Raw genomic sequence first — 22,648 nt, 5'->3', positions numbered from 1 at the left:
CTCTCCCCCTCTTCAATTTTTCCGTGCTGTCCGAGTCTGGATGATTCTGTATTTTCTTCATTATGAACGGTTGCGGTCTGCCTTGTCAACGCTGTATAAGTATCTTTATTTTTAAGAAACCAAAGCATGTATCACGGGATGGCGGCATAGATTGTATCAAAGTACCTTATTTGCATAGCGCATCAAACATGATGGAGGAGGTCCTTATGGATATATTAAAGAAAATTGAACAGTACAGAGAGGAAGAGCAGCGGCTGAAATGGGAAGGAACATTCGCCGATTATTTGGAGATTATTAAAGAAAATCCAATGGTCGCGCAATCTGCTCATTCTCGTGTTTTTAATATGATAAAAGACAGCGGGATAGAGGAGATTGATGGACGTAAGAAGTACAGCTTTTTTGACCGCGAGCTGTTCGGGCTTGAGGAATCTTTGGAGCGTCTTGTGGAAGAGTATTTTCATCCAGCAGCGAAACGGCTTGATGTCAGAAAACGGATTCTATTGCTGATGGGACCTGTGAGCGGCGGTAAATCCACGCTGGTCACGATGCTGAAAAAAGGTCTGGAAGCGTACACCTTGACGGATAATGGCGCTGTATATGCGATTAAAGGCTGCCCGATGCACGAAGACCCTCTACATTTAATTCCCCATCATTTGCGTGATGACTTTTACAGAGAATACGGCATTAGAATAGAAGGAAGTCTTTCTCCTTTAAATGTCATGAGGCTGGAGGAAGAGTACGGAGGAAGAATTGAGGATGTGAAGGTTGAACGCATCTTCTTTTCAGAAGATAAGCGTACGGGAATTGGAACATTCAGCCCGTCTGATCCGAAATCTCAGGATATTGCCGATTTGACGGGAAGTATTGATTTCTCAACCATTGCTGAGTACGGTTCAGAATCAGATCCGCGCGCATACCGGTTTGACGGAGAGCTGAATAAAGCGAACCGCGGGATGATGGAGTTTCAGGAGATGCTGAAATGTGATGAGAAATTTCTCTGGCATTTGCTTTCATTGACACAGGAAGGGAATTTTAAAGCCGGGCGATTTGCGTTAATTTCTGCTGATGAGCTGATCGTGGCTCACACGAATGAAACGGAGTATCGCTCATTTATTTCTAATAAGAAAAATGAAGCCCTGCACTCGAGAATCATCGTGATGCCGGTCCCTTATAACTTAAAAGTGTCTGAGGAAGAGAGAATTTATGAAAAAATGATCGCGGAGAGCGATGTGTCGGATGTTCACATTGCTCCGCATACGTTGAAGGTTGCTGCGATGTTCTCGATTCTTACCCGATTAAAAGAACCGAAGCGGTCGGATATTGATTTGGTCAAGAAAATGAGACTGTATGATGGAGAAAGTGTGGAAGGATATAATTCTGTCGACGTTGAGGATATGAAAAAAGAATATAACGATGAAGGAATGAGCGGCATTGATCCGCGGTACGTGATCAACCGGATTTCTTCAACGATTATCAGAAAAAATATGGAGTCGATCAATTCTCTTGATGTTCTTCGTTCCTTAAAAGAAGGTCTTGATCAGCATCCTTCGATTTCAAGCGAGGACAGGGAGCGGTATTTGAACTTTATTTCTGCCGCCCGCAAGGAATATGATGACATTGCAAAAAAAGAAGTTCAAAAAGCGTTTGTGTATTCATATGAAGAATCAGCTAAAACCCTTATGGACAATTATCTCGATAACGTAGAGGCCTATTGCAATAAAAATAAGCTTCGTGATCCTTTGACAGGAGAAGAAATGAACCCTGACGAAAAGCTGATGAGATCAATCGAAGAGCAGATCGGCATTTCGGAAAACGCCAAAAAAGCGTTCCGCGAAGAAATTTTAATCCGGATCTCAGCCTATGCTAGAAAAGGTAAGCGGTTTGATTACAATTCTCATGAAAGGCTGCGTGAAGCCATTCAGAAAAAGTTGTTTGCTGATCTGAAGGATGTTGTTAAAATTACGACTTCAACAAAAACGCCGGATGAGCAGCAGCTGAAAAAGGTAAATGAAGTCGTGGCCCGTTTAATTGATGAACACGGCTACAACTCGACGAGTGCCAATGAGCTGCTGAAATATGTCGGCAGCCTGCTGAACCGATAAGCAACGTGACCCGTCCGAATAGGGCGGGTTATTTTGTCCCATTTTCTAAATAGTTTGTCAATTAACCGTGCTTTTGTGCATATGATGAATATAAATCTTTTCGAAAGACTTGTTTCATAATCTGGCACAAGCCGGAATACGTATGTATCACGACCACAAATGGTTAAGGAGGGGAATTCATGTCCCAAAATGACAGCGGCCATTTTTTGATTTCTGAGGAAAACTGGTCCCTCCATCGCAAAGGCTTCGATGACCAGCAGCGCCACCAGAAAAAAGTGCAGGAAGCAATCAAAAACAATCTTCCGGACCTCGTGACTGAGGAAAGTATTATTATGTCTAATGGAAAAGATGTAGTGAAGATCCCAATCCGTTCACTGGATGAGTATAAAATCCGTTATAACTATGATAAAAATAAGCACGTAGGGCAAGGAGAAGGCGACAGCCAGGTTGGAGATGTTGTGGCCCGGGATGGATCAGACAAAAAACAGGGACCTGGAAAAGGGCAGGGCGCCGGTGATCAGGCAGGCGAAGATTATTATGAAGCAGAAGTTTCATTAATGGATTTAGAAGAAGCGCTTTTTAAAGAATTAGAACTTCCGAATCTCCAGCAAAAAGAGCGGGATAATATTATTCATACAGATATTGAATTTAATGATATCCGTAAAACAGGGTTAACCGGTAATATTGATAAGAAAAGAACGATGATGTCAGCTTTTAAACGAAACGCGATGTCAGGGAAACCGTCGTTCTATCCGATTTACCCGGAGGACCTGAAGTATAAGACGTGGAATGACATAACAAAGCCTGAGTCAAAAGCTGTCGTCTTAGCAATGATGGATACAAGCGGCAGTATGGGGGTTTGGGAAAAATACATGGCCAGAAGTTTCTTTTTCTGGATGACCCGTTTTTTGCGGACGAAATATGAGACTGTAGAAATTGAATTTATTGCCCATCATACAGAAGCAAGAGTCGTGTCGGAAGAAGACTTCTTCTCAAAGGGGGAAAGCGGCGGAACAATCTGTTCTTCCGTATACCGGAAGTCGCTTGAGCTTATTGACGAAAAGTATAATCCCGCCCGCTACAACATTTACCCGTTTCATTTTTCTGACGGTGATAACCTGACATCGGATAACGCGCGCTGTGTGAAACTGGTTAATGATATTATGAAGAAGGCCAATCTATTCTGTTACGGCGAGGTCAATCAGTACAACAGGCATTCAACGTTAATGTCTGCATATAAAAATGTGAAAGACGAGAAATTTAAGTACTATATTTTAAAGCAGAAATCTGATGTTTTTCAGGCGCTGAAGAACTTTTTCAGAAATGAAGAGTCCGGTGTAAGCCATCAATTTTCGTAATGAAAAGCCCATTTCAGGGCTTTTTTTTATTTAATAAAAGCAAGAAAACGTTTGCGAAAAAAATACGGGGGAAAAAAGAAATTTTTCCTTTGACAAATCTTCTTTCATTTATTAATATTTTATCTTGTGAACTATTATTGAGGATTGGGGTGAAAAGGAGTTGACTGAATCAGAACATGCTTTGCTCAGTTTTGAACAGCTCTTCGATACGTCTCGGGCTATCTATAAAAAACAGAAGAAGATATTGGAGATTGTACTTGAGCCTTTTGATATTACAGTCCTTCAATATTTACTGATGTTTAAAATTCATCAAAGCGGAAGCACGCCGCTCAGCAAGCTGGCCATGTCGCTTGATCTTAAGCCTGCTTCTGTAACGCGGATGACTGATATCCTATATAACCGGCAATTGATGAATCGATATGACAGTCCGGATGACCGCCGTATCGTAATGATTCAGTTAACCGAAGAGGGGGAAGAACTTTTACAGAAAGCCGCTGTGCAATACGCAAAAATGGGCGCGAGCCTGTATCAGAAGCTTGACACGTCTCAGCTTCAATATTTGCGCAAGCTTGCAGGGAGCTTATCGAAGCTCGCTGAAGGCTGTTCAGAAAAAAGCGGTAATTGAAAACTTCCCACATATTTTCACCAGCTTTCCACAAAATGATAGAGGAAGAAACGAAAGGAGAAAAACAAAATGAACAGAGGACGTTTAATTCTGACCAACATTATCGGTTTGATTGTTGTTCTTGCAATTATAGGCGGAGGTGCTTACTACTATTATCAAAGCACAAACTACGTGAAAACAGATGAAGCAAAAGTAGCCGGCGATATGGCAGCTATCTCAGCTCCAGCAGCAGGTAAAGTATCCGACTGGGATCTTGAAGAAGGAAAAACAGTGAAAAAAGGCGACACAGTTGCAAAAATCAAAGGTGAACAAACTGTTGATGTGAAATCCATTATGGATGGAACAATTGTGAAAAACGAAGTGAAAAACGGACAAACTGTACAGGCTGGTACAACAATTGCGCAAACCATTGATATGGACAACCTGTACATCACAGCAAATATTAAAGAAACAGATATTGCCGATATTGAAGTAGGAAATAGTGTAGACGTAGTAGTTGACGGAGACCCTGATACAACATTTGACGGTACTGTAGAAGAAATTGGCTATGCGACTAACTCAACTTTTGATATGCTTCCATCTACAAATTCAAGCGGAAACTACACAAAAGTAACGCAAAAAGTTCCTGTTAAAATTTCAATCAAAAACCCATCTGATAAGGTGCTTCCTGGTATGAATGCATCTGTTAAGATTTCTGAGTAAAACAGATCAGTCATCAAACCATGAAAGGAGGTTGTCTTAGATGGCTACAGGCAAAGAAAAAAATACAAAAAGCCCAATGACATTGCTGATTGTGCTAATGGCGGGTTTATTTTTGGCAATACTAAACCAAACATTGCTTAACGTCGCAATGCCACACTTAATGACTGAATTTGGCGTAAGTGCAACGACGATTCAGTGGCTGACAACAGGTTACATGCTTGTTAACGGCGTATTGATTCCGTTATCTGCCTTCCTGATTACACGGTTCGGCCAACGGAGTCTCTTTCTCGTCGCGATGTTCTGTTTTACGCTCGGTACGTTAGTCTGCGGTATCGCACCTAACTTCTCTGTAATGCTGATCGGCCGTTTGATCCAGGCCGTGGGCGGAGGTATCTTGCAGCCGCTCGTTATGACAACCATTCTGTTAATCTTCCCGCCTGAAAGCAGGGGGAAAGGAATGGGGATTTTCGGACTTGCGATGATGTTTGCTCCAGCGGTCGGCCCGACTCTTTCTGGGTGGATTATTGAGCATTACACATGGCGCATCATGTTTTACGGACTTGTGCCGATCGGCGCAATTGTTATCATCGTGGCTTTCTTCATCTTTAAGAATCTGGTGGAGCCGCAAAAAATCAAACTCGACACACTTGGAGCGATCCTCTCGATTGTCGGATTCGCATCCTTGTTATACGGAGTCAGTGAAGCGGGTTCTGACGGCTGGACCGATCCGATTGTACTGTCTACAGTTATAATCGGCGTCATTGCAATTGTTGCTTTTGTGGTTCAGCAATTGCGCCATGATGATCCGATGCTTGATTTCAGAGTGTTTAAATACGACATTTTCTCACTTTCAAGTGTCATTAACATTATTATTACAGTGGCACTTTACACTGGTATGTTCCTTTTACCGATCTATCTGCAAAACCTGGTCGGATTTACGGCCCTTCAATCCGGTCTGCTTCTGCTTCCAGGTGCGATCGTGATGCTGATTATGTCACCGATCTCAGGTATTTTGTTTGATAAATTCGGTCCGAGACCGCTTGCGATTATTGGACTTCTCGTGACAGTGGTGACAACATATCAATACACACAATTGACAATTGATACACCATATACGCACATCATGCTAATCTATTCAATTCGTGCATTCGGTATGTCACTCTTAATGATGCCGGTCATGACAGCCGGGATGAACCAGCTTCCTGCCCGTCTGAACAGTCACGGAACGGCAATGAGCAACACGCTCCGCCAAATCAGCGGATCAATCGGAACAAGTTTAATTACGACGATTTATACAAACCGCACGACATTCCATTATTCACAAATTGCAGATAAAACAAGCACGGCGGACCCGAACTTCCTCCATGCATTCCAAAATGCAGTTTCGAATTTAATGGTGAATATGAATGTACCTTATGAGACAGCGAAAACGTATGTTTACACTCATATTTATAAACACGCGACACTCGATTCAAACGTCATGGGGATTAATGACGCCTTTATGTGGGCAACATTATTCTGCGTAGCAGGATTAATTTTAAGTATCTTCCTGCGTGACGTCAGAAAAGATAAATTGCGCAAGAAGAAAAAAGAGGAGCTTTCATTGCTTCCGGCTCCAAAAGAAGTTAAGGAATCTTAAACTGTACAGGGAGGTTTCCTGAATGAAAATTTATGTAGTGTATGACAGTGAAGGCGAACATACAAAGGTATTGGCAGAAGCGATTGCTGAAGGCGCTCGGGAAAACGACGCGGCTGAAGTGTTCATCGACCACGTAGATCAGGCGGATATCCGCAAGCTTAAAGACATGGACGCGATTATTTGGGGATGCCCGGGGCATTTCGGAACAATCAGTGCAGGTCTGAAAACTTGGATCGACAGACTCGGCTACCTGTGGGCTGAAGGCGAGCTGATCAACAAAGTCGGCGCCGTATTCTGCACAACGGCAACAACACACGGCGGCTTGGAAATGACAATGCATAACTTAATCACCCCAATGTTCCACCAAGGGATGATTGTTGTCGGTCTGCCTGGCAACGTGCCTGAAAACGCACTGTACGGCTCTTATTACGGAGCAGGCGTCACTTGTCCGGTTGACAGTGATGAGTTAATGTCTGAGGAAGGTATTCAGCTTGGACGCGCCTTAGGAAGACGCGTCAGCCAAGTTACAGGAAACCTAACAGCAGGACAGTAAGGAGAGGTTGAAATGGCCATTATTATAGCAATTATTGCTGCTGTCATTGTCATTGCGGCCCTTATTACGTTTAACGTCCGCAATGCCTCACCTGGACCCGAGAAGCAAGAAGCAACTGATAGAATCGCCCCTCCAGAAGAGGAAAAAAACGAAGCGCAATACCCTGCTGAAGCAAGGGCTGCCGAGCATACGCCATCCGTTGTCAAAAGCGATTCTCCAAAAGAGAAACGTGACACAATGGGAGATGATATTTACAGGCAGGCGCTGCAAAAGTTTAAGCATTCTGATGCAGATCAGGCAGAAGAAGAGGTCGCTGAGGAAAGTGACAAAATGCAGGACCGCAGCTATCGTGATGCACTGCTCTCCATGAAAAATAAGAAAAAGTAATCAAAAAGGCAAATCCGTTTACTCATGGCGGATTTGCCTTTTTTGCTGTTTATATGTATGTATTATGTTTTTTTATCAAATAAATCCATGGAATATGTTGTGTTAGACTTTGACCGAAGAGGCTTCAGGGAGGTAAAGACATGGATTCTTTTTTAGGTCTATTAAAAAAAGATATAAAGCTTTCAAGAATGTGGCTGCTAGTATGGATATGCGGAATCATTTTCTTATTGGGAACAGGCCATATCATTGCTTCTCGTACGAAAGAACCTCTAGTCATTTTTGGTTTTTTTGTTGCAGTTGCTTTTTTTCTACTTTTCTTATCTCCTGTTTTTTTGTTTTATCATCTTCGCAAGGAAGGGAAATCGCAGCTTTGGCTGTACAATCCAAATGGCGGCTTCTGGCTGTTTTCTTCAAAATTGGCAGCGTCTTTGCTCTATCAATTTGTGATTCAATTGGCATTAACAGCCTATGGTATTTGGATTTATCATATGCTCTCTGTAAATAATCTGCTGGAGCATCAAGCTGATATAACAAGTACAGTGGTTTTGCTGAATATATACGGGCTTATTTCCTCGTTATATATGTCAGTAACAGTCATCGTATTTTGGGCTGTTTTTCACTCTCTCAGGAATTGGCGCGGAATGCGGTGGGCTGCGATGGTTCTGTTGGTCGCTGTGTGGTTCTTCTTCGATGAATATATCATAAGCCCTTTGATTGAATCTCAAAAGCATTTCTGGCCGGTAACAGTTTATTGCAATTTTGAATTCCACTTCCACAACGTTTGGAGATTGGAATTAAAACCTATACATCTGTCTGTGCTAGGGTTTCCTATTGCTATAATCATCACGGTCTTGCTGCTCATCATGGCTTCAAAACTGCTTGATCGTAAAGTAGAGGTGTGAATATGGACAATCATTTCCAATCCTCGAAACCGATTTATCTGCAAATCGCAGATCAGATCTTTTATCAGCTGGTCAGGAAGGAGCTGCTCCCAGGAGACAAGCTTCCTTCTGTAAGAGAAATGGCGATTCAAACCAAGGTAAATCCCAATACAATTCAAAGAACATACAGTGAGATGGAAAGGCTGGGTATTGTGGAGACAAGAAGAGGTCAAGGCACATATATTGCGGAGAAAGCAGAAATTGTAGATGAGCTGAAGGACAGGCTGACACGAGAAGTGCTGGAAGGCTTTGTGAAGCAAATGACAGAGCTGGGGCTAACGAAAGAGGAAATGGTAGAAAGGATTAAAACATTCACTGAGGGGAGCTAAAATGGAAATCAACTTAGAACATGTATCAAAAAAATACGGCCGCCACATCGCCGTCAATGATGTATCCATCACCTTATCATCCGGACGAATTTATGGACTGATCGGACCTAACGGCAGCGGCAAGTCAACGACCTTAAAAATGATGGCTGGCCTTCTCTTTCCGACTTCAGGATTCGTTAAAGCGGATGAAAAGCCGGTTACGAGAGAGATGGTGCGTCAAACGGCTTATCTTACAGAGCTTGATATGTTTTATGCGCATTTCACTGTAAAGGAAATGGTGAATTTTTATCAGTCGCAATTTTCTGATTTTCAAACAGAACAAGCTTATAAGCTTTTGAATGAGATGCAGCTTGATCCGGAAAAAAAGATCAAAAAGTTATCAAAAGGAAATCGGGGAAGGCTGAAAATTGTCCTTGCTTTAGCTAGACGGGCATCTGTCATCTTGCTTGATGAACCTTTTTCCGGGCTTGATCCGATGGTCAGGGACTCCATCGTAAACAGCTTGGTGTCATACATTGATTTTGAGCAGCAAATTGTCGTGATCGCGACGCATGAAATTGATGAAATTGAAACTTTGCTAGATGAAGTAATCATACTTGCAAATGGAGAAAAAGTTGAGCAGCGTGATGTGGAAGACATTCGTGAGCAGGAAGGCATGTCTGTATTGCAATGGTTTAAATCAAAAATGGAAGTTTGCTAGAGGAGGAATTCGATGAAAATAGTATTGGAATTGAAAGATGTAACAAAGAACATCAGAGGCCGAACGATCATTGATCATCTGAGTTTTTCGATTCGTGAAGGCGAAGTATTCGGTTTTTTGGGGCCGAACGGAGCAGGGAAAACGACAACTATCCGGATGATGGTGGGGTTAATGAAGCTGTCAAAAGGTGATGTGCTCATTTGCGGCCAATCAATTACGAAAGAGTATGCAAAGGCGATTAAGCATATTGGGGCTATTGTCGAGAATCCAGAGCTGTATAAATTTTTGAGCGGATATAAAAATCTCCAGCAATACGCAAGGATGGTCAAGGGTGTCACGAAGGAAAAAATTGATGAAGTCGTTGAGCTGGTCGGTTTAACAGACAGAATCCATGACAAGGTGAAAACGTATTCTCTTGGGATGAGACAGCGTCTTGGCTTGGCCCAATGTCTTCTTCATGACCCGAAAGTGCTGATTTTGGATGAACCGACAAATGGCCTTGATCCGGCGGGGATCAGGGAAATCAGAGATCATTTAAAGAAACTGACGCGAGAAAAAGGAATGGCTGTCATCGTCTCAAGCCACCTGCTGTCAGAAATGGAACTGATGTGTGACCGAATTGCGATTCTGCAAAAAGGAAAGCTTATCGATATTCAAAATGTGAGAGATGAAATCACTGATGAGAACGATACATATTTCTTTCAAGTTGAGCAGCCGAATGAAGCCGCTTCTGTTCTGAAGGAGTACAATTTGGTGAAGAAGACAAATGGTGTAGAAGTCAAACTGGCTAAAGACGAAGTCCCTAGGGCTATTGAATTGCTGGTGATGCAGCAAGTCCGCATTTATGAAGTTAAAGTAGTGACAAAATCGTTAGAGGACCGTTTCTTAGAAATGACAGGTGAAGCAAAAGAGGAGGTTCAACATGCTTAATTTGATTTATAATGAGTGGATCAAAATTTTCAGCCGTGCCGGAACATGGGTGATGATCGGAATTTTGGGGCTAACAATGGTTGGGTTTGCATTTCTGGCGAATCATTTTTCTGCTGGTGAATCAAATCCCCATTGGAAACAAGAACTTCAAGCAGAAAATGCCGAATTAAAGAAAGAAATTAAAGAAAATCCTTCACTGAAAGATGGATATAAAGAAACAATCACACTCAACGACTATCGCATAGAGCATAATATCCCCGGTGACACAGGCTATACGGTATGGTCTTATGTAACGGATTCAGCAGGTTTTACAATCCTTACCGGACTGTTTACCATTATTATCGCAGCCGGAATTGTCGCGAACGAATTTAATTGGGGTACCATAAAGCTATTAATGATCCGCCCGCTCAGCCGTTTTCAGATTTTGCTCTCCAAATATATTACAGTTCTCTTGTTTGGTTTCTTATTGCTGTTTATTTATTTATAGGTTCTACTTTGCTGGGACTGATCTTTTTCGGGACAGGCGGTGACACTGCCGCGAATATTCATTTAATCTATAAGGATGGACATGTCATTGAGCAAAACATGATGGGGCATTTGGCCACAACGTATCTTTCTGAATCCGTCGCGGCTTTAATGGTAGCGACGATGGCATTTATGCTGTCCGCTGTATTTAGAAACAGCTCTCTTGCAGTAGGGTTTTCCATCTTTTTGTTGGTAGCCGGTACGACTGCCACTGCATTTATTGCAACGAAATTTGACTGGGCGAAGTATATATTGTTTGCTAATGTAGATTTGTCTCAGTATGTGGATGGCACACCGTTAATAAAAGGGATGACTATGACGTTCTCTATCGCTATGCTGGTGATACTTTATCATCTTCCTGTTGCTTGCTTTCGGAATCTTCATGAAACGGGATATTGCAAACTAAAAAAAAGCTGTTTTGCTTATGCAAAACAGCTTTTTTATCGAAATAAAAACTGCAGGTTTGCACCTGCAGTTTTTCATATCAATTTATGCTTACGCTTCTTTAGTAACGTTAGCAGCTTGTGGTCCGCGGTTTCCTTCAACGATTTCAAAAGAAACAGCTTGGCCTTCTTCTAAAGTTTTGAAGCCTTCGCCTTGAATAGCAGAGAAATGAACGAATACATCGTCTTGACCTTCTACTTCGATGAATCCGAAACCTTTTTCAGAGTTGAACCATTTTACTTTACCTTCTAACATGAAATTTCCTCCTAAAGCGATCATAACGCTTAAATTCACTATTCTTGCTCTTAACAAACTTTCAAGACGAAAACTCTTACAAAACTTTCTTCTTAAAGATAGTTCGAACAAAAATAATTACCTTTACTCTACCAGTAATCCTCAAAAAAAACAACTGCTAAATGAAACTTTTTTCGGAAAATACCATATTTATTTTTCAATTTGATATTTATTTACGGAAATTCATCTGTTTTCTCGATATGTGATCATACGTTTGCCTTAGATATTCCTTCTTTTCGGGAAGACAATGTAATAGGAATTGACAACCTTATTGGATATGAGTAAGGTAAAAGTTAATCAATATTACAAATGACAACGTTTATCAACTAAGAGAGCGTATGATTTTTATGTCTGATATTGCTTGCATGCTCTAATACATAGATAGGAGTATGGTCACAATGAAAAAGTGGCTTTTATGCAGTTTCGTTGTTGTTCTTCTCGTTTCATTTACTGCATGCTCACCATCAGCAGAACATGAAACGATAAAAATCGGAATTGCTGAGTCTGACGAAGCAATATGGAACTATATTGCTAAAAAAGCTGAAGAAGCAGGGCTGGATATTCAGCTGATACCTTTTTCTGATTATGCGGAGTCTGATATCGCGCTTGCTAACAAAGAAATTGATGCCAACGCCTTTCAAAACATTTCATATTTTCAGTCGTTCACCCAAAAATACAAACTGAAGCTGGCACCGCTCGGTACGACATACATAACGCCTATGGGCATTTATTCAAAACGATATAACCGAATCCAAGATATACCACGAGGAGCTGTCGTTTCTGTACCGGATAAAGCACTCGATTTTGGCAGGGCGCTTACGGTGATTCAGGAGGCAGGGTTGCTAACGTTGAAAAACGGATTTAACGGAACAGGTTCAGTCGATATGATTAAAGATAATCCGAGGCACCTGAAATTAAAAGCTGTCCGGCAACAGGATGCAGTGAGCGGCGCCGACGTGTTTGTCATGAAACCGTCTGAAGCAAAAAAAGCGGGACTGAACCCTGAGAAACATACCATAAAGAGCGGCGGACTAATGTCTAAGGAAGAGATGAATTTGATTGTTGTCAGAGCGGAGGACCAAGATCGGGAAGCGCTGCAAACCATTCTTGAGCTCTATCACGCTGATGATACAGCGGCATTTATAGAAAATGAGTATCAGGGAGATCTTGTACCGGCTTTTCTGCCTTTAAAACGTCTTTCAGATTGGAAGAATGAATTCGAACATTGAATTCATTCTTTTTTTTCTGAGAAGCATACTTTGTTTCGTCCCGTTTCTTTCGCTTTGTACAGCATTTGATCGGCAAGAATCGGCAAAGATTCTGGATGCTCCGTATTATTGGGATAATGAGAGGCCCCCAGTGATATCGTAACTGACAGCTCTTCGCCATTTGTTAATCTAATTGGTGTGTCACTGACAGCACATCTGATCCGTTCCGCGATCTGGGCTGCTTTATCAAGCGTACAGTTCGGCAGGAGCACGGCAAATTCCTCACCGCCAATCCGTGCGGCAGGATCAGTATTTCGGATGCTCTGCTTCAGACGTGAACCCAGCTCTTTCAGCACCTGATCCCCTTCATGATGGCCGTATTGGTCATTGATGGCTTTAAAATGGTCGATATCCATATAAATCAGTGCGAATTGAAAATGCGGGGTATTGGCCGCTTGTTCATACAGAACTTGTGTGATTTCTTCAAACTTTCTACGGTTATAAATGCCTGTTAAAAAGTCAAAGTGCGCTTGAAACTTGTATTGTTTAAAAAGAAGGTGTGCATTTGTTTCATGATCAATAATATATAAACTGAGCATGCCGCCAGCTATTGAGGTAATCCAAAAATAGAAGTGAAGTTCATATGAATGTAAATCTATAAGAAAATAAAAGGAAAAGGAGATCATGCTATTTGTGATCATTAAAAGATAGAAAGCATGTTTTAATTCAACTTTTTTTCTTCTAGAAACAATGAGTGACGGGATGGCAGCGATACAAATGATAATAACCGAGTATATTGCAGATGTGTTCATCGTGATCAGCATGCGGCCTGCAGCGAGCATAATCAAGGCCGTTGCCGTTGAAACCCAGCCCCCATAAAGAGCGGCAATCATAATAGGGATATTTCGAAGATCAATGATTGAATGCTGATAGGTAAATCCAAAAACCATTAGAATAACCCCGAGCAAACCGCAGGCCAGTCCTTTAACAGCTTGGAAGGATATGCTGTCTTTTTTATGTACTAACCTTTCTTTAAACAGGTGGGTGAAGAGATAATTAAATGTGATTAAAATGGTCAAGTTTACAAACAGTTCTTTCAACAAATATTATCACCCTTATATAAGGTACTAAAGATGGAAGGGAAAGAAAAGAACAAAAAAGGGATTATATAAGGTTTTTTACTTGAATCCTTAGTTGGAATAATTCGCACTTGACCTATCGGAATTAGTGTAATATAGTAAATGAGAAAATCTGAAGGGAGAGTTTACCTGCTTTGGAGACTTTACTAGTTGTATTACATGTATTTATTTTATTTTTACTTATCTTAGGGCTTTTTGTTATGCAGAAAAAACATGTTTCCTTTTCTAAACGTGTATTTACTGCGCTGGGGCTGGGGATTGTATTCGGATTTGCACTTCAGCTGATTTACGGCCCGACTTCAAATATAGTCATTCAAACAGCTGACTGGTTTAATATTGCCGGGGGCGGGTATGTCAAATTGCTTCAAATGGTTGTCATGCCGCTCGTTTTTATTTCAATTCTCGGCGCATTTACAAAGCTGAAGCTGACAAAAAATCTCGGAAAAATCAGCGGTTTGATTATCGGGATATTAGTAGCGACAACAGCTGTAGCGGCAGCTGTCGGTATTGCCTCCGCGCTTTCTTTTGACCTGCAGGCGATTCAGGTTGACCAAGGGGATACAGAGCTTTCACGGGGACAGGAGCTTCAGCAAAAATCAGAAGATATGACAGCGAAATCGCTGCCGCAGCAGATTGTCGAACTGCTGCCAGGAAACCCGTTTTTAGATTTTACGGGAGCTAGACCGACTTCAACGATCGCGGTCGTTATTTTTGCCGCTTTCCTTGGAATGGCATTCCTCGGTGTGAAGCATAAACAGCCGGAACAGGCAGAAACATTTAAAAAAATGGTTGATGCCGTTTATGCCATTGTCATGCGTGTTGTCACCCTCATTTTGAGATTGACGCCTTATGGGGTGCTGGCCATTATGACAAAAACGATTGCGACGAGTGATATTGACAGCATTCTAAAATTAGGAATGTTTGTGGTTGCTTCGTATGCCGCGTTAATCACAATGTTTATCATTCATTTGCTGCTGCTGACGCTCAGCGGTTTGAATCCGATTGTTTATTTGAAAAAGGCGCTGCCTGTACTTGTATTTGCGTTTACGTCACGGTCAAGCGCGGGTGCTTTGCCGCTGAATATTAAAACACAGAAAAGCATGGGTGTGCCGGAAGGAATCGCAAACTTTGCCGGTTCGTTCGGTCTTTCGATCGGCCAAAATGGATGCGCCGGCATTTATCCTGCGATGCTGGCGATGATGATTGCTCCGACTATCGGCCAAAATCCGTTTGACCCGGTGTTTATTATCACAGTTATCGCAGTCGTTGCCATTAGCTCCTTCGGTGTGGCCGGAGTTGGCGGCGGAGCGACATTCGCGGCGCTTCTTGTTTTATCATCATTAAATATGCCTGTTGCACTCGCCGGTTTATTAATCTCAATCGAACCGTTAATCGACATGGGGCGTACTGCTCTGAATGTCAGCGGAAGTATGACATCAGGTCTCATTACGAGTAAGGTAACGAAGGAAATTGATTCAGGTATATTCAATGATCAAACCAGGGTGATCGAAGCCGAAGAAGCGTAACATATGAAAACGTGTAATCCACCTTGGATTACACGTTTTTTTTAACGTCCGGGTTCTAAGTCCTCCAGCATTTCCATCATGGTGTTGTCGTCCATCACATTCATAGCGCTTTGTTCAAATTGAATGGGTTCAGCATAATGCGGCTGTCTTTTTTTCGCAGCTGTCTCAGTTTGCCTAGTTTGAGTCTGGGTATGCTGATGCTGGGTTTGCTGCGCTCCAGCGTGCTGATGCTGACGGCCATTTTGCTGTTGGCTTTGATTTTGCGAACGTTCCTGATTATTACCGCCGCCAAGTGCTTGTTTGACCATATTTCCTACATTAGAAGCATCAAACATGTTATTTTTAGAATTTTGTCTGTTCATTTGTCCTGAAATAAACCCGCTAATTCTTTGGCGGATCTGTGGTGATAAAGCAGCAATAAGCAAAGTTGACCCTATAATCATTGCTGCGGGGCTGAGTCCTTTTCGCTGATTGAACAACGTGATCCCTCCTTTATAAGTGTATTGATATTTTCCCCTCTAATTAGACAAATTAACCGCTTTATTTCCCGGGAAAGCATTTCCGTTATATTTTCATGCATAATTAGAGCCAATTAGAAAAACCTATAAGTAAAGTGATAAAGGAGGAATTCACATGCTTGGAAAAAAACAAGTCCTTGCGTCCATGCTTCTTATCCCTTTGCTTATGACTGGCTGCGGTATGGCCAATCAGGGTGAGGGCAGACGTGATAATGCAAATCCAGAAAATGTTAACTACCGAAATCCGGTAAACGATAATGGCACTAGAAATAATAACGCTGCCAATAATAATCGTGACAATGTCGATAATAATGTAACTGACAATGTCAACAATAATGATAACGGCAACAATAACAACGGTAATGATAACCGTAAATTAGAAGTTGCTGACGACGCTGCCGATAAAATCACAGATATGAAAGAAGTAAAACATGCAAATGTAATTGTTGCTGGAAATCAAGCATATGTTGCGGTTGTATTAACAAATGGAAATAAAGAAGTTGGAAAAGATCTCAAAAAGAAAATTTCTGATAAAGTGAGAGACACTGATAAAAACATGGATAATGTTTACGTTTCTGCGAATCCAGACTTTGTAGACCGAATGCAGGGATATGGCGAGCGGATACAAAATGGCGATCCGATTGCAGGATTCTTTGATGAATTCAGTGAAACTGTACAGCGTATATTCCCGCAAGCTGAATAAATGAAAAAAGCCGCATAATTTGTGCGGCTTTTTCTTTGCGTTAATGACACACCGCGAATGCAGGCTGCATAGAGTAAAAATAAAAGGTACAAGACGGACCGGCTCAGGGAGGGAGACGTTTGCGGGATGGCATAGGAAAGCGTGCGGCATCCGCTCTATTCCTGTGCGGAGTCCTTGTGATGCTGGCTGTAAGCTCGGCCATCGTATCAAGCACGATGTATATACTGTCTTTGCCAGGGCAGGCATCTGGTATAACAAAAGAACAAGTGACGAAGCACATGAAGAAAGAGTCATTCAAACAGGCCGATATTTATTACACTTCTAAGGAAAAGTCCTTACTGCCATTGACGAAAGATACGCTTGAATATGCGGTCAGTATTAATCAGATTATGATTGGATATTCGAATCAAAAGCCTATTGATATTATTTTTTTTCCTAATGAAAAACAGATGGAGGCTTACTCCGGTTTACTGGATGTCGTCGGTTTTTATTCTGAACGGGAGCAGCTGATTGGATTGTTGCCTGAAGAGAAAAAGAAACTTTTAGAAGGTGACGAAGTAGCGGTTTATTTGTACCAGAGATTGTTGATTCATGAATACACGCACCATGCGTTTCACCAGAAATTAAAGGAGCTTGAAGCAGATCCCGATGAGTTTCCATTATGGTTTCACGAAGGGTTAAGCGAGTGGATCGCGAACTATGAATTGCTCATAGATCCGATCACGTTCTCTGTTGTGCCCTTTGACCGTTTGCAGACAGATCAAGATTGGCAGGAAGCCCGAGTCGAATATGACACTGACGTCTATTTGCAAAGCTTTTATATGATCAATGAGCTGACGGACAAATACGGGAAAGACATTATTTCAGAAATAATAAAGGAAACGGCAAAAAAAGGGGACTTTAAAAAAGGATTTCAATCGGCAACAAAGGAAAGTCTTGATCAGTTTGAAAAAGATTTTAAAAACACATTTGAAGAAAACAGTGAGGCATTGGATAGTATTTATCCAATGCCTTTGTTATTAATGAAGTCCTTGCTGGCCCATACCACCTTGAGTTGGAGGCATTTGTCCTTGTGCCGGAGCAAATGAATTTCTCAATTGTTCCATATCCTGCGCATCTAGCTGAGGAACTTGGTAATAGCCGTGTTTGTTTTGGTATAGGAAAATTTCAAAAGCCATTTCAACATACTGCTGAATTTGCGCAGACAGTACGCGTCTTACGGCTGGGTTTGTCATTTCCAGAGAAGCCATCGTCAGCATAGAGGCCTGTGCTTTAATCGCGCAAAGCATTTGTCGGCTGATGATGCTGTCATCAATATCATTCATGGATTGAACCGGTTTTTTAGGCTGTGACGGCTGCATGCCGTAAACAGTCTGGTTGTCTTCCTTCATCATATAAGTTGCTGTTTTTTGTGAAGGTTCGCTTCCTGTTTTGAAGCATTCTGCAGTTAAGTTATATTGAGACGTAATGAATTGATATTGGCGATCAAGGATGTTTAATAATTCCTGATCCTTACAAAATTGTCTCAGCATCATAAACTGATCAAGCACAGTAAGTGTTCCGGAAAGTACCTCGTGCATATCAAACATTTCATGTCCGCCGTGATTTTTATGCGGCTTGCCAGGAATACCTTTGTTCATCTGGGATTGCTGCTGCTGATTTAACTGATCCAAACCGAATTCCTCCTTTTTTTTCAGATCAGCTGTATTTTGTGTCAGTCTGCCGCGATTTATGCAGATGCCTGAAAGGAATTATATGCTGTCTGTCGAAATGATAAGCAGACAAAGTCGTTGTCATAATGTGTATCTTAAGGGAGGAAAAATGATGAGGCGTATTCTGCATATTGTGTTGATCACGGCATTGATGTTCCTGAATGTGATGTACACGTGCGAAGCTGTAAAGGCAGCTGAACCGCAACAGCCGATATCGGTTGATAAGGCGATACAGCAAAAAGAAGGACAGGCGCTTGTTGAAGGATATGCTGTCGGCCAGGCTGTTTCCCCGCAGCACTATAAGCTGACAAGCCCTTTTTCAAATGATTATAATGTCGCGTTGGCAGACAGTAAAAACGAGACATTGTCCGATCACATCCTTCCTGTACAAATCCCCTCCGCCTTCAGAAGCCAATTTGGGCTGCAAACCAATCCGCTTCTTTTCGGAAAAAAGATAACTGTTCAAGGAAAGCTTGAAGATTACTTTAACACGACAGGACTTAAGAACGTTCAGTCGATGGAATTAACTGATGATACGAAAACTCCGCCGGCTGAACAGCCAGTCACAATAAATGAAGCGCGGGGGCGGCTGAATGAAGAAGTAACGATAAAAGGGATCGTCACTGCTGATCAAGGTGCAATCGGAGGCGGAAAGCTGTCGACCTTTATGCAGGATGAAACCGGAGGCATTAACATTTATTCGCCTTCCCCTAAACCATTTCCCGAATTAAAAGAAGGCATGGATATCACGGTAACAGGGAAAATCACAACATACCAAGGGCTGACAGAAATCGTTCCAAACTCATCAGGCATTAAAATCAACCAGACAAACCAATCTATCCCTGCTCCTAAACATTTAACAATAAATGAACTGATGAACAGCAGTCTTGGTGATCAGTTTGAAGGCCGCCTTGTGACACTAAAAGCATTTGTTTCCTCAATTCCAAATTCTCCTGCCGGCGGCGGTTACAATGTAACGATGGTTGATGAAGTCCATCATGCGATGACGCTCCGGGTTATGAATGAAACAGGGGTGATAGATGAACTTGATGAGGGCAAATGGTATGAATTCACCGGTGTGTTAAGCAGATACCAATCGTTTCAGCTGCTACCGCGAAAATCGTCTGACCTGAAGCTGCTTGAAGAACAGCCCTCACCTCCGTCTGCGGAGGGTGAATATGAAGGTATTGTTGACCGGGTTGTTGACGGCGATACCATCCATCTTAAAACTCCAGTACTTGGAACGACAAAAATCAGGTTTGTAAATGTAGATACACCTGAAACGTATCACACACCCAAAAATGAAGCAGACGAAAATCAATTACGATTTGGCAAAAAAGCATCTGACTATCTAAAAACGGTTTTGTCCCCAGGGGATAAAATTACTGTCAAGGTCGGAAGTGAAGCCAAGGACAACTATGGCAGGCTTCTTGGGCAGGTCATAACCGAATCGGGTTCAAACGTGAATTTAGAGCTTGTGAAAAATGGCTATGCTCCGACGTATTTTATTTGGCCAGTTGACAATGAAGAGGATTATCAGCAGTTTCAAACTGCCGTAGCTGCTGCGAAAAAAGAGCAAAAAGGAATTTGGAATGAAGACGATCCCCTCTTGGAAATGCCGTTTGAATTTAGAGCCAGAGAGCAGGGAAAAGGCCTGACAAGATATGTGGGAGATTCATCAAATAAAACGTATGTGCAGCCGGCTGACTGGAAGCAGGTAGCTGTGGAAAACAGAATTTTCTTTGCCTCAGCAAGTGAAGCGGAGAACGCAGGATATAAAAAGAGTCAAACGGCACCTCAAGAAAATGTGCCGCTTCGAATTCTCAGCATGAATGATTTGCATGGCAAGATCGATCAGCAATATGAGCTTGATCTCGATGGAAACGGAACTGCAGACGGCACATTTGGACGCATGGACTATGCCGCCGCCTATTTGAAAGAGAAAAAGGCCGAAAAGAAAAACACGCTGATTGTGCACGCGGGAGATATGATCGGAGGCAGCTCTCCAGTTTCATCTCTTCTTCAAGATGAACCGACTGTAGAACTGATGGAGGACATCGGATTTGATGTCGGAACTGTCGGCAACCACGAGTTTGATGAAGGTACGGATGAACTGCTGAGGATATTAAATGGCGGAGATCACCCGAAAGGCACGAGCGGATATGATGGACAGAACTTCCCCCTTGTATGCGCCAATTGTAAAATGAAATCTACAGGAGAGCCCTTTTTGCCGGCATATGACATCATAAATGTGGAGGGCATACCCGTTGCTTTTATAGGGGTTGTCACACAGTCGGCCGCGGGCATGGTCATGCCAGACGGAATAAAAAATATCGAGTTTACAGATGAAGTAACAGCGGTGAATAAGGCGGCCGAAGAGCTGAAGAAAAAAGGCGTGAAGGCCATCGCGGTTCTCGCGCATATGTCAGCCGAACAAAATGGTGCCGCAATTACCGGTGAATCTGCTGATCTTGCAAACAAAACAGATTCCGAAATAGATGTCATTTTTGCAGCGCATAATCATAAGGTTGTTAACGGTGAAGTGAATGGAAAACTGATTGTTCAGGCGTTTGAATATGGAAAAGCGATAGGTGTTGTTGATGTAGAGCTCGATAAAACGACCAAAGACATTGTCAAAAAGTCAGCGGACATCGTATATGTCGATCAAAGTAAAATAGAACCGGATGCCAGCGCGTCAGCCATTTTAAAGAAATACCAAACACTTGCTGAGCCGATTATCAGCGAGGTTGTCGGCGAAGCGGCTGTTGATATGGAAGGGGGGTATTCGAATGACGGTGATACGCCTCTTGGAAACCTGATTGCGGATGGCATGCGAGCGGCCATGAAAACGGATTTTGCTCTTATGAATGGCGGCGGAATACGTGAAGCACTGAAGAAGGGACCCATTACGTGGGGAGATCTTTACAACATCCAGCCGTTCAGAAATGTGTTAACGAAGCTTAAGATTAAAGGAAAAGATTTAAGGGAGATTATCAATGCGCAAATCTCGCCGGTTTTTGGTCCTGACTATAGCATCAGCGGGTTTACATATACGTGGGACAAAGAAACCGGAAAAGCTGTCGATATAAAATTGGCAGATGGAACCGAGATTCAGCCTGATGCCACATATACATTAACCGTCAACAATTTTATGGCGACGGCGACAGGAACCAAATATCAGCCAATCGGACTGCTTGGGAAAAATCCGGTGACAGGTCCTGAGGATTTGGAAGCAACAGTTGCTTATGTGAAGGGCTTTGATGAGCCAATTGCTTATACAAAAGAGGGAAGAATTAAGCTTGCTGAAGCGAGTGACATTGAAGACCCTGTAACAGACGACCCAGTTACGGAAGAGCCGGGAGGTGACCCCGGCACGGAGCAGCCGTTCAAAGAGGACCCAGAGCCTGGAGAAGGCCAGACTGATATAAAAGAAACTCCAAGTACTGTGCCAGTTCATCAGCTGACGCCTTCAGACATTTTGAGATTAGGTGAAATGCCGAGCGGTGAAAAAAATGCTAACACTGCCGGCAAGATCAGCACATTGCCTTTACAAAACGATACTGCAGAAAGAGGGCCTGATCATCAGCTTCCGGATACATCAGCGGGCTACTATAACTTTATGGTAATCGGTGCGGCGGTGACACTGTCCGGAACTTATCTATATGTCAGAAGAAAAAGGAGCGCCTCCAGAACGTGAAAAAGGTTATTCCACTCGTCATCATTGCGGTCGGTCTTGTGATCACAGGCTATGGGGGCCTTAAATTGATCGATACGAATATGAAGACCGAACAGACATTAAAAGAAGCAAAACTGGCGGCTGAAAAGCCGCAGGAAGCTTCGGGCACGAAACAAAGCGCAGGTCAAACAGAGAACAAAGCATCATTTAAGCCTGAGACCGGCCAAGCGAGCGGCATTTTAGAAATACCTAAAATCAACGCAGAGCTTCCGATCGTGGAGGGCACCGATGCAGATGATTTAGAAAAAGGTGTCGGGCATTACAAGGACAGCTATTATCCTGATGAAAACGGGCAAATTGTGCTGTCGGGACATCGGGATACCGTGTTTCGCCGGACGGGAGAGCTGGAAAAGGGGGACCGGCTTCGTATAATCCTGTCATATGGAGATTTCACATATGAAATTGTGAAAACAAAAATTGTCGATAAAGATGACACATCCATTATTACGCTCCAGCATGAAAAGGAAGAGCTCGTTCTGACGACCTGCTATCCGTTTTCATATGTAGGAAACGCCCCGAAGCGCTATATTATATACGGAAAACGAGTCACTTAAAAAGCCGCAGTCAATTCCTGCGG

The 22,648-nt window shown here is 42.5% G+C and carries 20 protein-coding genes and 3 pseudogenes; 19 read left to right on the top strand and 4 right to left on the bottom strand.

Annotation, left to right across the window (positions count from 1 at the left end; translation table 11 throughout):
• Positions 1–206: 206 nt before the first annotated feature.
• From prkA to Q5C82_RS07540, 13 genes and pseudogenes are all read left to right on the top strand, one after another.
• Entirely contained in the window at positions 207–2,102 is a 1,896-nt protein-coding gene (gene prkA, locus Q5C82_RS07600; protein WP_003224051.1) for a serine/threonine protein kinase PrkA, read from the top strand.
• 179 nt (positions 2,103–2,281) lie between these two features.
• Entirely contained in the window at positions 2,282–3,460 is a 1,179-nt protein-coding gene (gene yhbH, locus Q5C82_RS07595; RefSeq protein WP_003224054.1) for a sporulation protein YhbH, read from the top strand.
• A gap of 160 nt (positions 3,461–3,620) precedes the next feature.
• Positions 3,621–4,085, top strand: coding sequence for a MarR family transcriptional regulator (locus Q5C82_RS07590; RefSeq protein WP_003224058.1), 465 nt, complete (start codon positions 3,621–3,623; stop codon positions 4,083–4,085).
• Positions 4,086–4,120: 35 nt separating this feature from the next.
• Positions 4,121–4,787: pseudogene (locus tag Q5C82_RS07585) on the top strand (HlyD family efflux transporter periplasmic adaptor subunit).
• 40 nt (positions 4,788–4,827) lie between these two features.
• Positions 4,828–6,426 (top strand): MFS transporter, encoded by a 1,599-nt coding sequence (locus Q5C82_RS07580; RefSeq protein WP_003224061.1) that lies wholly within the window; start codon positions 4,828–4,830, stop codon positions 6,424–6,426.
• Between the two features lie 22 nt (positions 6,427–6,448).
• On the top strand, positions 6,449–6,979 hold the full coding sequence (locus tag Q5C82_RS07575) for an NAD(P)H-dependent oxidoreductase (protein WP_003224063.1): 531 nt from the start codon (positions 6,449–6,451) through the stop codon (positions 6,977–6,979).
• A 12-nt stretch (positions 6,980–6,991) separates the two neighbouring features.
• Complete coding sequence (locus Q5C82_RS07570) at positions 6,992–7,366, top strand: hypothetical protein (RefSeq protein ID WP_003224065.1); 375 nt, start codon at positions 6,992–6,994, stop codon at positions 7,364–7,366.
• Positions 7,366–7,468: pseudogene (locus tag Q5C82_RS07565) on the top strand (hypothetical protein); the annotation flags it as partial. The gene Q5C82_RS07570 and the pseudogene Q5C82_RS07565, both read left to right, overlap by 1 nt.
• A 38-nt stretch (positions 7,469–7,506) precedes the next feature.
• Positions 7,507–8,268, top strand: a complete 762-nt coding sequence (locus Q5C82_RS07560) for a hypothetical protein (RefSeq protein ID WP_003224067.1) — start codon at positions 7,507–7,509, stop codon at positions 8,266–8,268.
• A gap of 2 nt (positions 8,269–8,270) precedes the next feature.
• Positions 8,271–8,636 (top strand): GntR family transcriptional regulator, encoded by a 366-nt coding sequence (locus Q5C82_RS07555; protein ID WP_003224069.1) that lies wholly within the window; start codon positions 8,271–8,273, stop codon positions 8,634–8,636.
• 1 nt (position 8,637) lies between these two features.
• Positions 8,638–9,336, top strand: coding sequence for an ABC transporter ATP-binding protein (locus tag Q5C82_RS07550; protein ID WP_003224071.1), 699 nt, complete (start codon positions 8,638–8,640; stop codon positions 9,334–9,336).
• A gap of 12 nt (positions 9,337–9,348) precedes the next feature.
• Positions 9,349–10,266, top strand: a complete 918-nt coding sequence (locus Q5C82_RS07545; RefSeq protein WP_003224072.1) for an ABC transporter ATP-binding protein — start codon at positions 9,349–9,351, stop codon at positions 10,264–10,266.
• Positions 10,259–11,197: pseudogene (locus Q5C82_RS07540) on the top strand (ABC transporter permease). Before Q5C82_RS07545 ends, Q5C82_RS07540 begins: the two are co-directional and overlap by 8 nt.
• An 89-nt stretch (positions 11,198–11,286) precedes the next feature.
• Here Q5C82_RS07540 and cspB read toward each other — a convergent pair.
• Positions 11,287–11,490: a cold shock-like protein CspB gene (gene cspB, locus Q5C82_RS07535; protein ID WP_003224086.1), complete on the bottom strand. Its 204-nt coding sequence runs from the start codon at positions 11,488–11,490 to the stop codon at positions 11,287–11,289.
• A gap of 437 nt (positions 11,491–11,927) precedes the next feature.
• On the opposite strand from cspB, the gene Q5C82_RS07530 reads away from it, so the two are divergent.
• Positions 11,928–12,758 (top strand): MetQ/NlpA family ABC transporter substrate-binding protein, encoded by an 831-nt coding sequence (locus Q5C82_RS07530; RefSeq protein ID WP_003224088.1) that lies wholly within the window; start codon positions 11,928–11,930, stop codon positions 12,756–12,758.
• 2 nt (positions 12,759–12,760) lie between these two features.
• On the opposite strand, the gene Q5C82_RS07525 is transcribed toward Q5C82_RS07530, so the two are convergent.
• Positions 12,761–13,840, bottom strand: coding sequence for a GGDEF domain-containing protein (locus tag Q5C82_RS07525; protein WP_032727228.1), 1,080 nt, complete (start codon positions 13,838–13,840; stop codon positions 12,761–12,763).
• A 170-nt stretch (positions 13,841–14,010) separates the two neighbouring features.
• Here Q5C82_RS07525 and tcyP point away from each other — a divergent pair, with 170 nt between their 5' ends.
• Complete coding sequence (gene tcyP, locus Q5C82_RS07520; RefSeq protein WP_003224092.1) at positions 14,011–15,402, top strand: L-cystine transporter TcyP; 1,392 nt, start codon at positions 14,011–14,013, stop codon at positions 15,400–15,402.
• A 41-nt stretch (positions 15,403–15,443) separates the two neighbouring features.
• On the opposite strand, the gene Q5C82_RS07515 is transcribed toward tcyP, so the two are convergent.
• The gene (locus Q5C82_RS07515) at positions 15,444–15,845 is read right to left on the bottom strand and encodes a hypothetical protein (protein WP_079996526.1); all 402 of its coding nucleotides are present in this window, start codon (positions 15,843–15,845) and stop codon (positions 15,444–15,446) included.
• Positions 15,846–16,035: 190 nt separating this feature from the next.
• Here Q5C82_RS07515 and Q5C82_RS07510 point away from each other — a divergent pair, with 190 nt between their 5' ends.
• Complete coding sequence (locus Q5C82_RS07510; protein ID WP_003224095.1) at positions 16,036–16,623, top strand: YhcN/YlaJ family sporulation lipoprotein; 588 nt, start codon at positions 16,036–16,038, stop codon at positions 16,621–16,623.
• A gap of 119 nt (positions 16,624–16,742) precedes the next feature.
• On the top strand, positions 16,743–17,711 hold the full coding sequence (locus tag Q5C82_RS07505) for a hypothetical protein (protein ID WP_003224097.1): 969 nt from the start codon (positions 16,743–16,745) through the stop codon (positions 17,709–17,711).
• Here Q5C82_RS07505 and Q5C82_RS07500 read toward each other — a convergent pair.
• Positions 17,643–18,296 (bottom strand): spore coat protein, encoded by a 654-nt coding sequence (locus tag Q5C82_RS07500; RefSeq protein ID WP_032727227.1) that lies wholly within the window; start codon positions 18,294–18,296, stop codon positions 17,643–17,645. The two genes, Q5C82_RS07505 and Q5C82_RS07500, sit on opposite strands and share 69 nt — an antisense overlap.
• Before the next feature lie 82 nt (positions 18,297–18,378).
• Between Q5C82_RS07500 and Q5C82_RS07495 the strand changes: the two genes are divergently transcribed.
• Positions 18,379–22,032 carry a 5'-nucleotidase C-terminal domain-containing protein gene (locus tag Q5C82_RS07495; RefSeq protein WP_079996317.1) on the top strand — a complete coding sequence of 1,218 codons (3,654 nt, stop codon included), beginning with the start codon at positions 18,379–18,381 and terminating at the stop codon, positions 22,030–22,032.
• Positions 22,029–22,625, top strand: coding sequence for a sortase SrtA (srtA, locus tag Q5C82_RS07490; protein WP_003224104.1), 597 nt, complete (start codon positions 22,029–22,031; stop codon positions 22,623–22,625). The genes Q5C82_RS07495 and srtA overlap by 4 nt, the downstream gene beginning before the upstream one ends.
• Positions 22,626–22,648 lie beyond the last annotated feature (23 nt).

Origin of the sequence: uncultured Bacillus sp., from assembly GCF_958411575.1 — a bacterium.
In the GTDB taxonomy this organism is placed as follows: Bacteria; Bacillota; Bacilli; order Bacillales; family Bacillaceae; genus Bacillus; species Bacillus spizizenii.
Note: the sequence above shows the minus strand (reverse complement) of the source record. Positions and strands in the feature narration are given on the sequence as shown.

What these genes read in the sequence shown, in the direction of transcription:
- Q5C82_RS07575 (WP_003224063.1), top strand. Translation starts at nt 6,449, where the DNA reads ATGAAAATTTATGTAGTGTATGACAGTGAAGGCGAACATACAAAGGTA.
- Q5C82_RS07550 (WP_003224071.1), top strand. Translation starts at nt 8,638, where the DNA reads ATGGAAATCAACTTAGAACATGTATCAAAAAAATACGGCCGCCACATC.
- Q5C82_RS07570 (WP_003224065.1), top strand. Translation starts at nt 6,992, where the DNA reads ATGGCCATTATTATAGCAATTATTGCTGCTGTCATTGTCATTGCGGCC.
- Q5C82_RS07495 (WP_079996317.1), top strand. Translation starts at nt 18,379, where the DNA reads ATGCTGTCTGTCGAAATGATAAGCAGACAAAGTCGTTGTCATAATGTG.
- yhbH (WP_003224054.1), top strand. Translation starts at nt 2,282, where the DNA reads ATGTCCCAAAATGACAGCGGCCATTTTTTGATTTCTGAGGAAAACTGG.
- cspB (WP_003224086.1), bottom strand. Translation starts at nt 11,490, where the DNA reads ATGTTAGAAGGTAAAGTAAAATGGTTCAACTCTGAAAAAGGTTTCGGA.
- Q5C82_RS07560 (WP_003224067.1), top strand. Translation starts at nt 7,507, where the DNA reads ATGGATTCTTTTTTAGGTCTATTAAAAAAAGATATAAAGCTTTCAAGA.
- Q5C82_RS07555 (WP_003224069.1), top strand. Translation starts at nt 8,271, where the DNA reads ATGGACAATCATTTCCAATCCTCGAAACCGATTTATCTGCAAATCGCA.
- Q5C82_RS07530 (WP_003224088.1), top strand. Translation starts at nt 11,928, where the DNA reads ATGAAAAAGTGGCTTTTATGCAGTTTCGTTGTTGTTCTTCTCGTTTCA.
- Q5C82_RS07545 (WP_003224072.1), top strand. Translation starts at nt 9,349, where the DNA reads ATGAAAATAGTATTGGAATTGAAAGATGTAACAAAGAACATCAGAGGC.
- Q5C82_RS07580 (WP_003224061.1), top strand. Translation starts at nt 4,828, where the DNA reads ATGGCTACAGGCAAAGAAAAAAATACAAAAAGCCCAATGACATTGCTG.
- Q5C82_RS07515 (WP_079996526.1), bottom strand. Translation starts at nt 15,845, where the DNA reads ATGATTATAGGGTCAACTTTGCTTATTGCTGCTTTATCACCACAGATC.
- prkA (WP_003224051.1), top strand. Translation starts at nt 207, where the DNA reads ATGGATATATTAAAGAAAATTGAACAGTACAGAGAGGAAGAGCAGCGG.
- Q5C82_RS07510 (WP_003224095.1), top strand. Translation starts at nt 16,036, where the DNA reads ATGCTTGGAAAAAAACAAGTCCTTGCGTCCATGCTTCTTATCCCTTTG.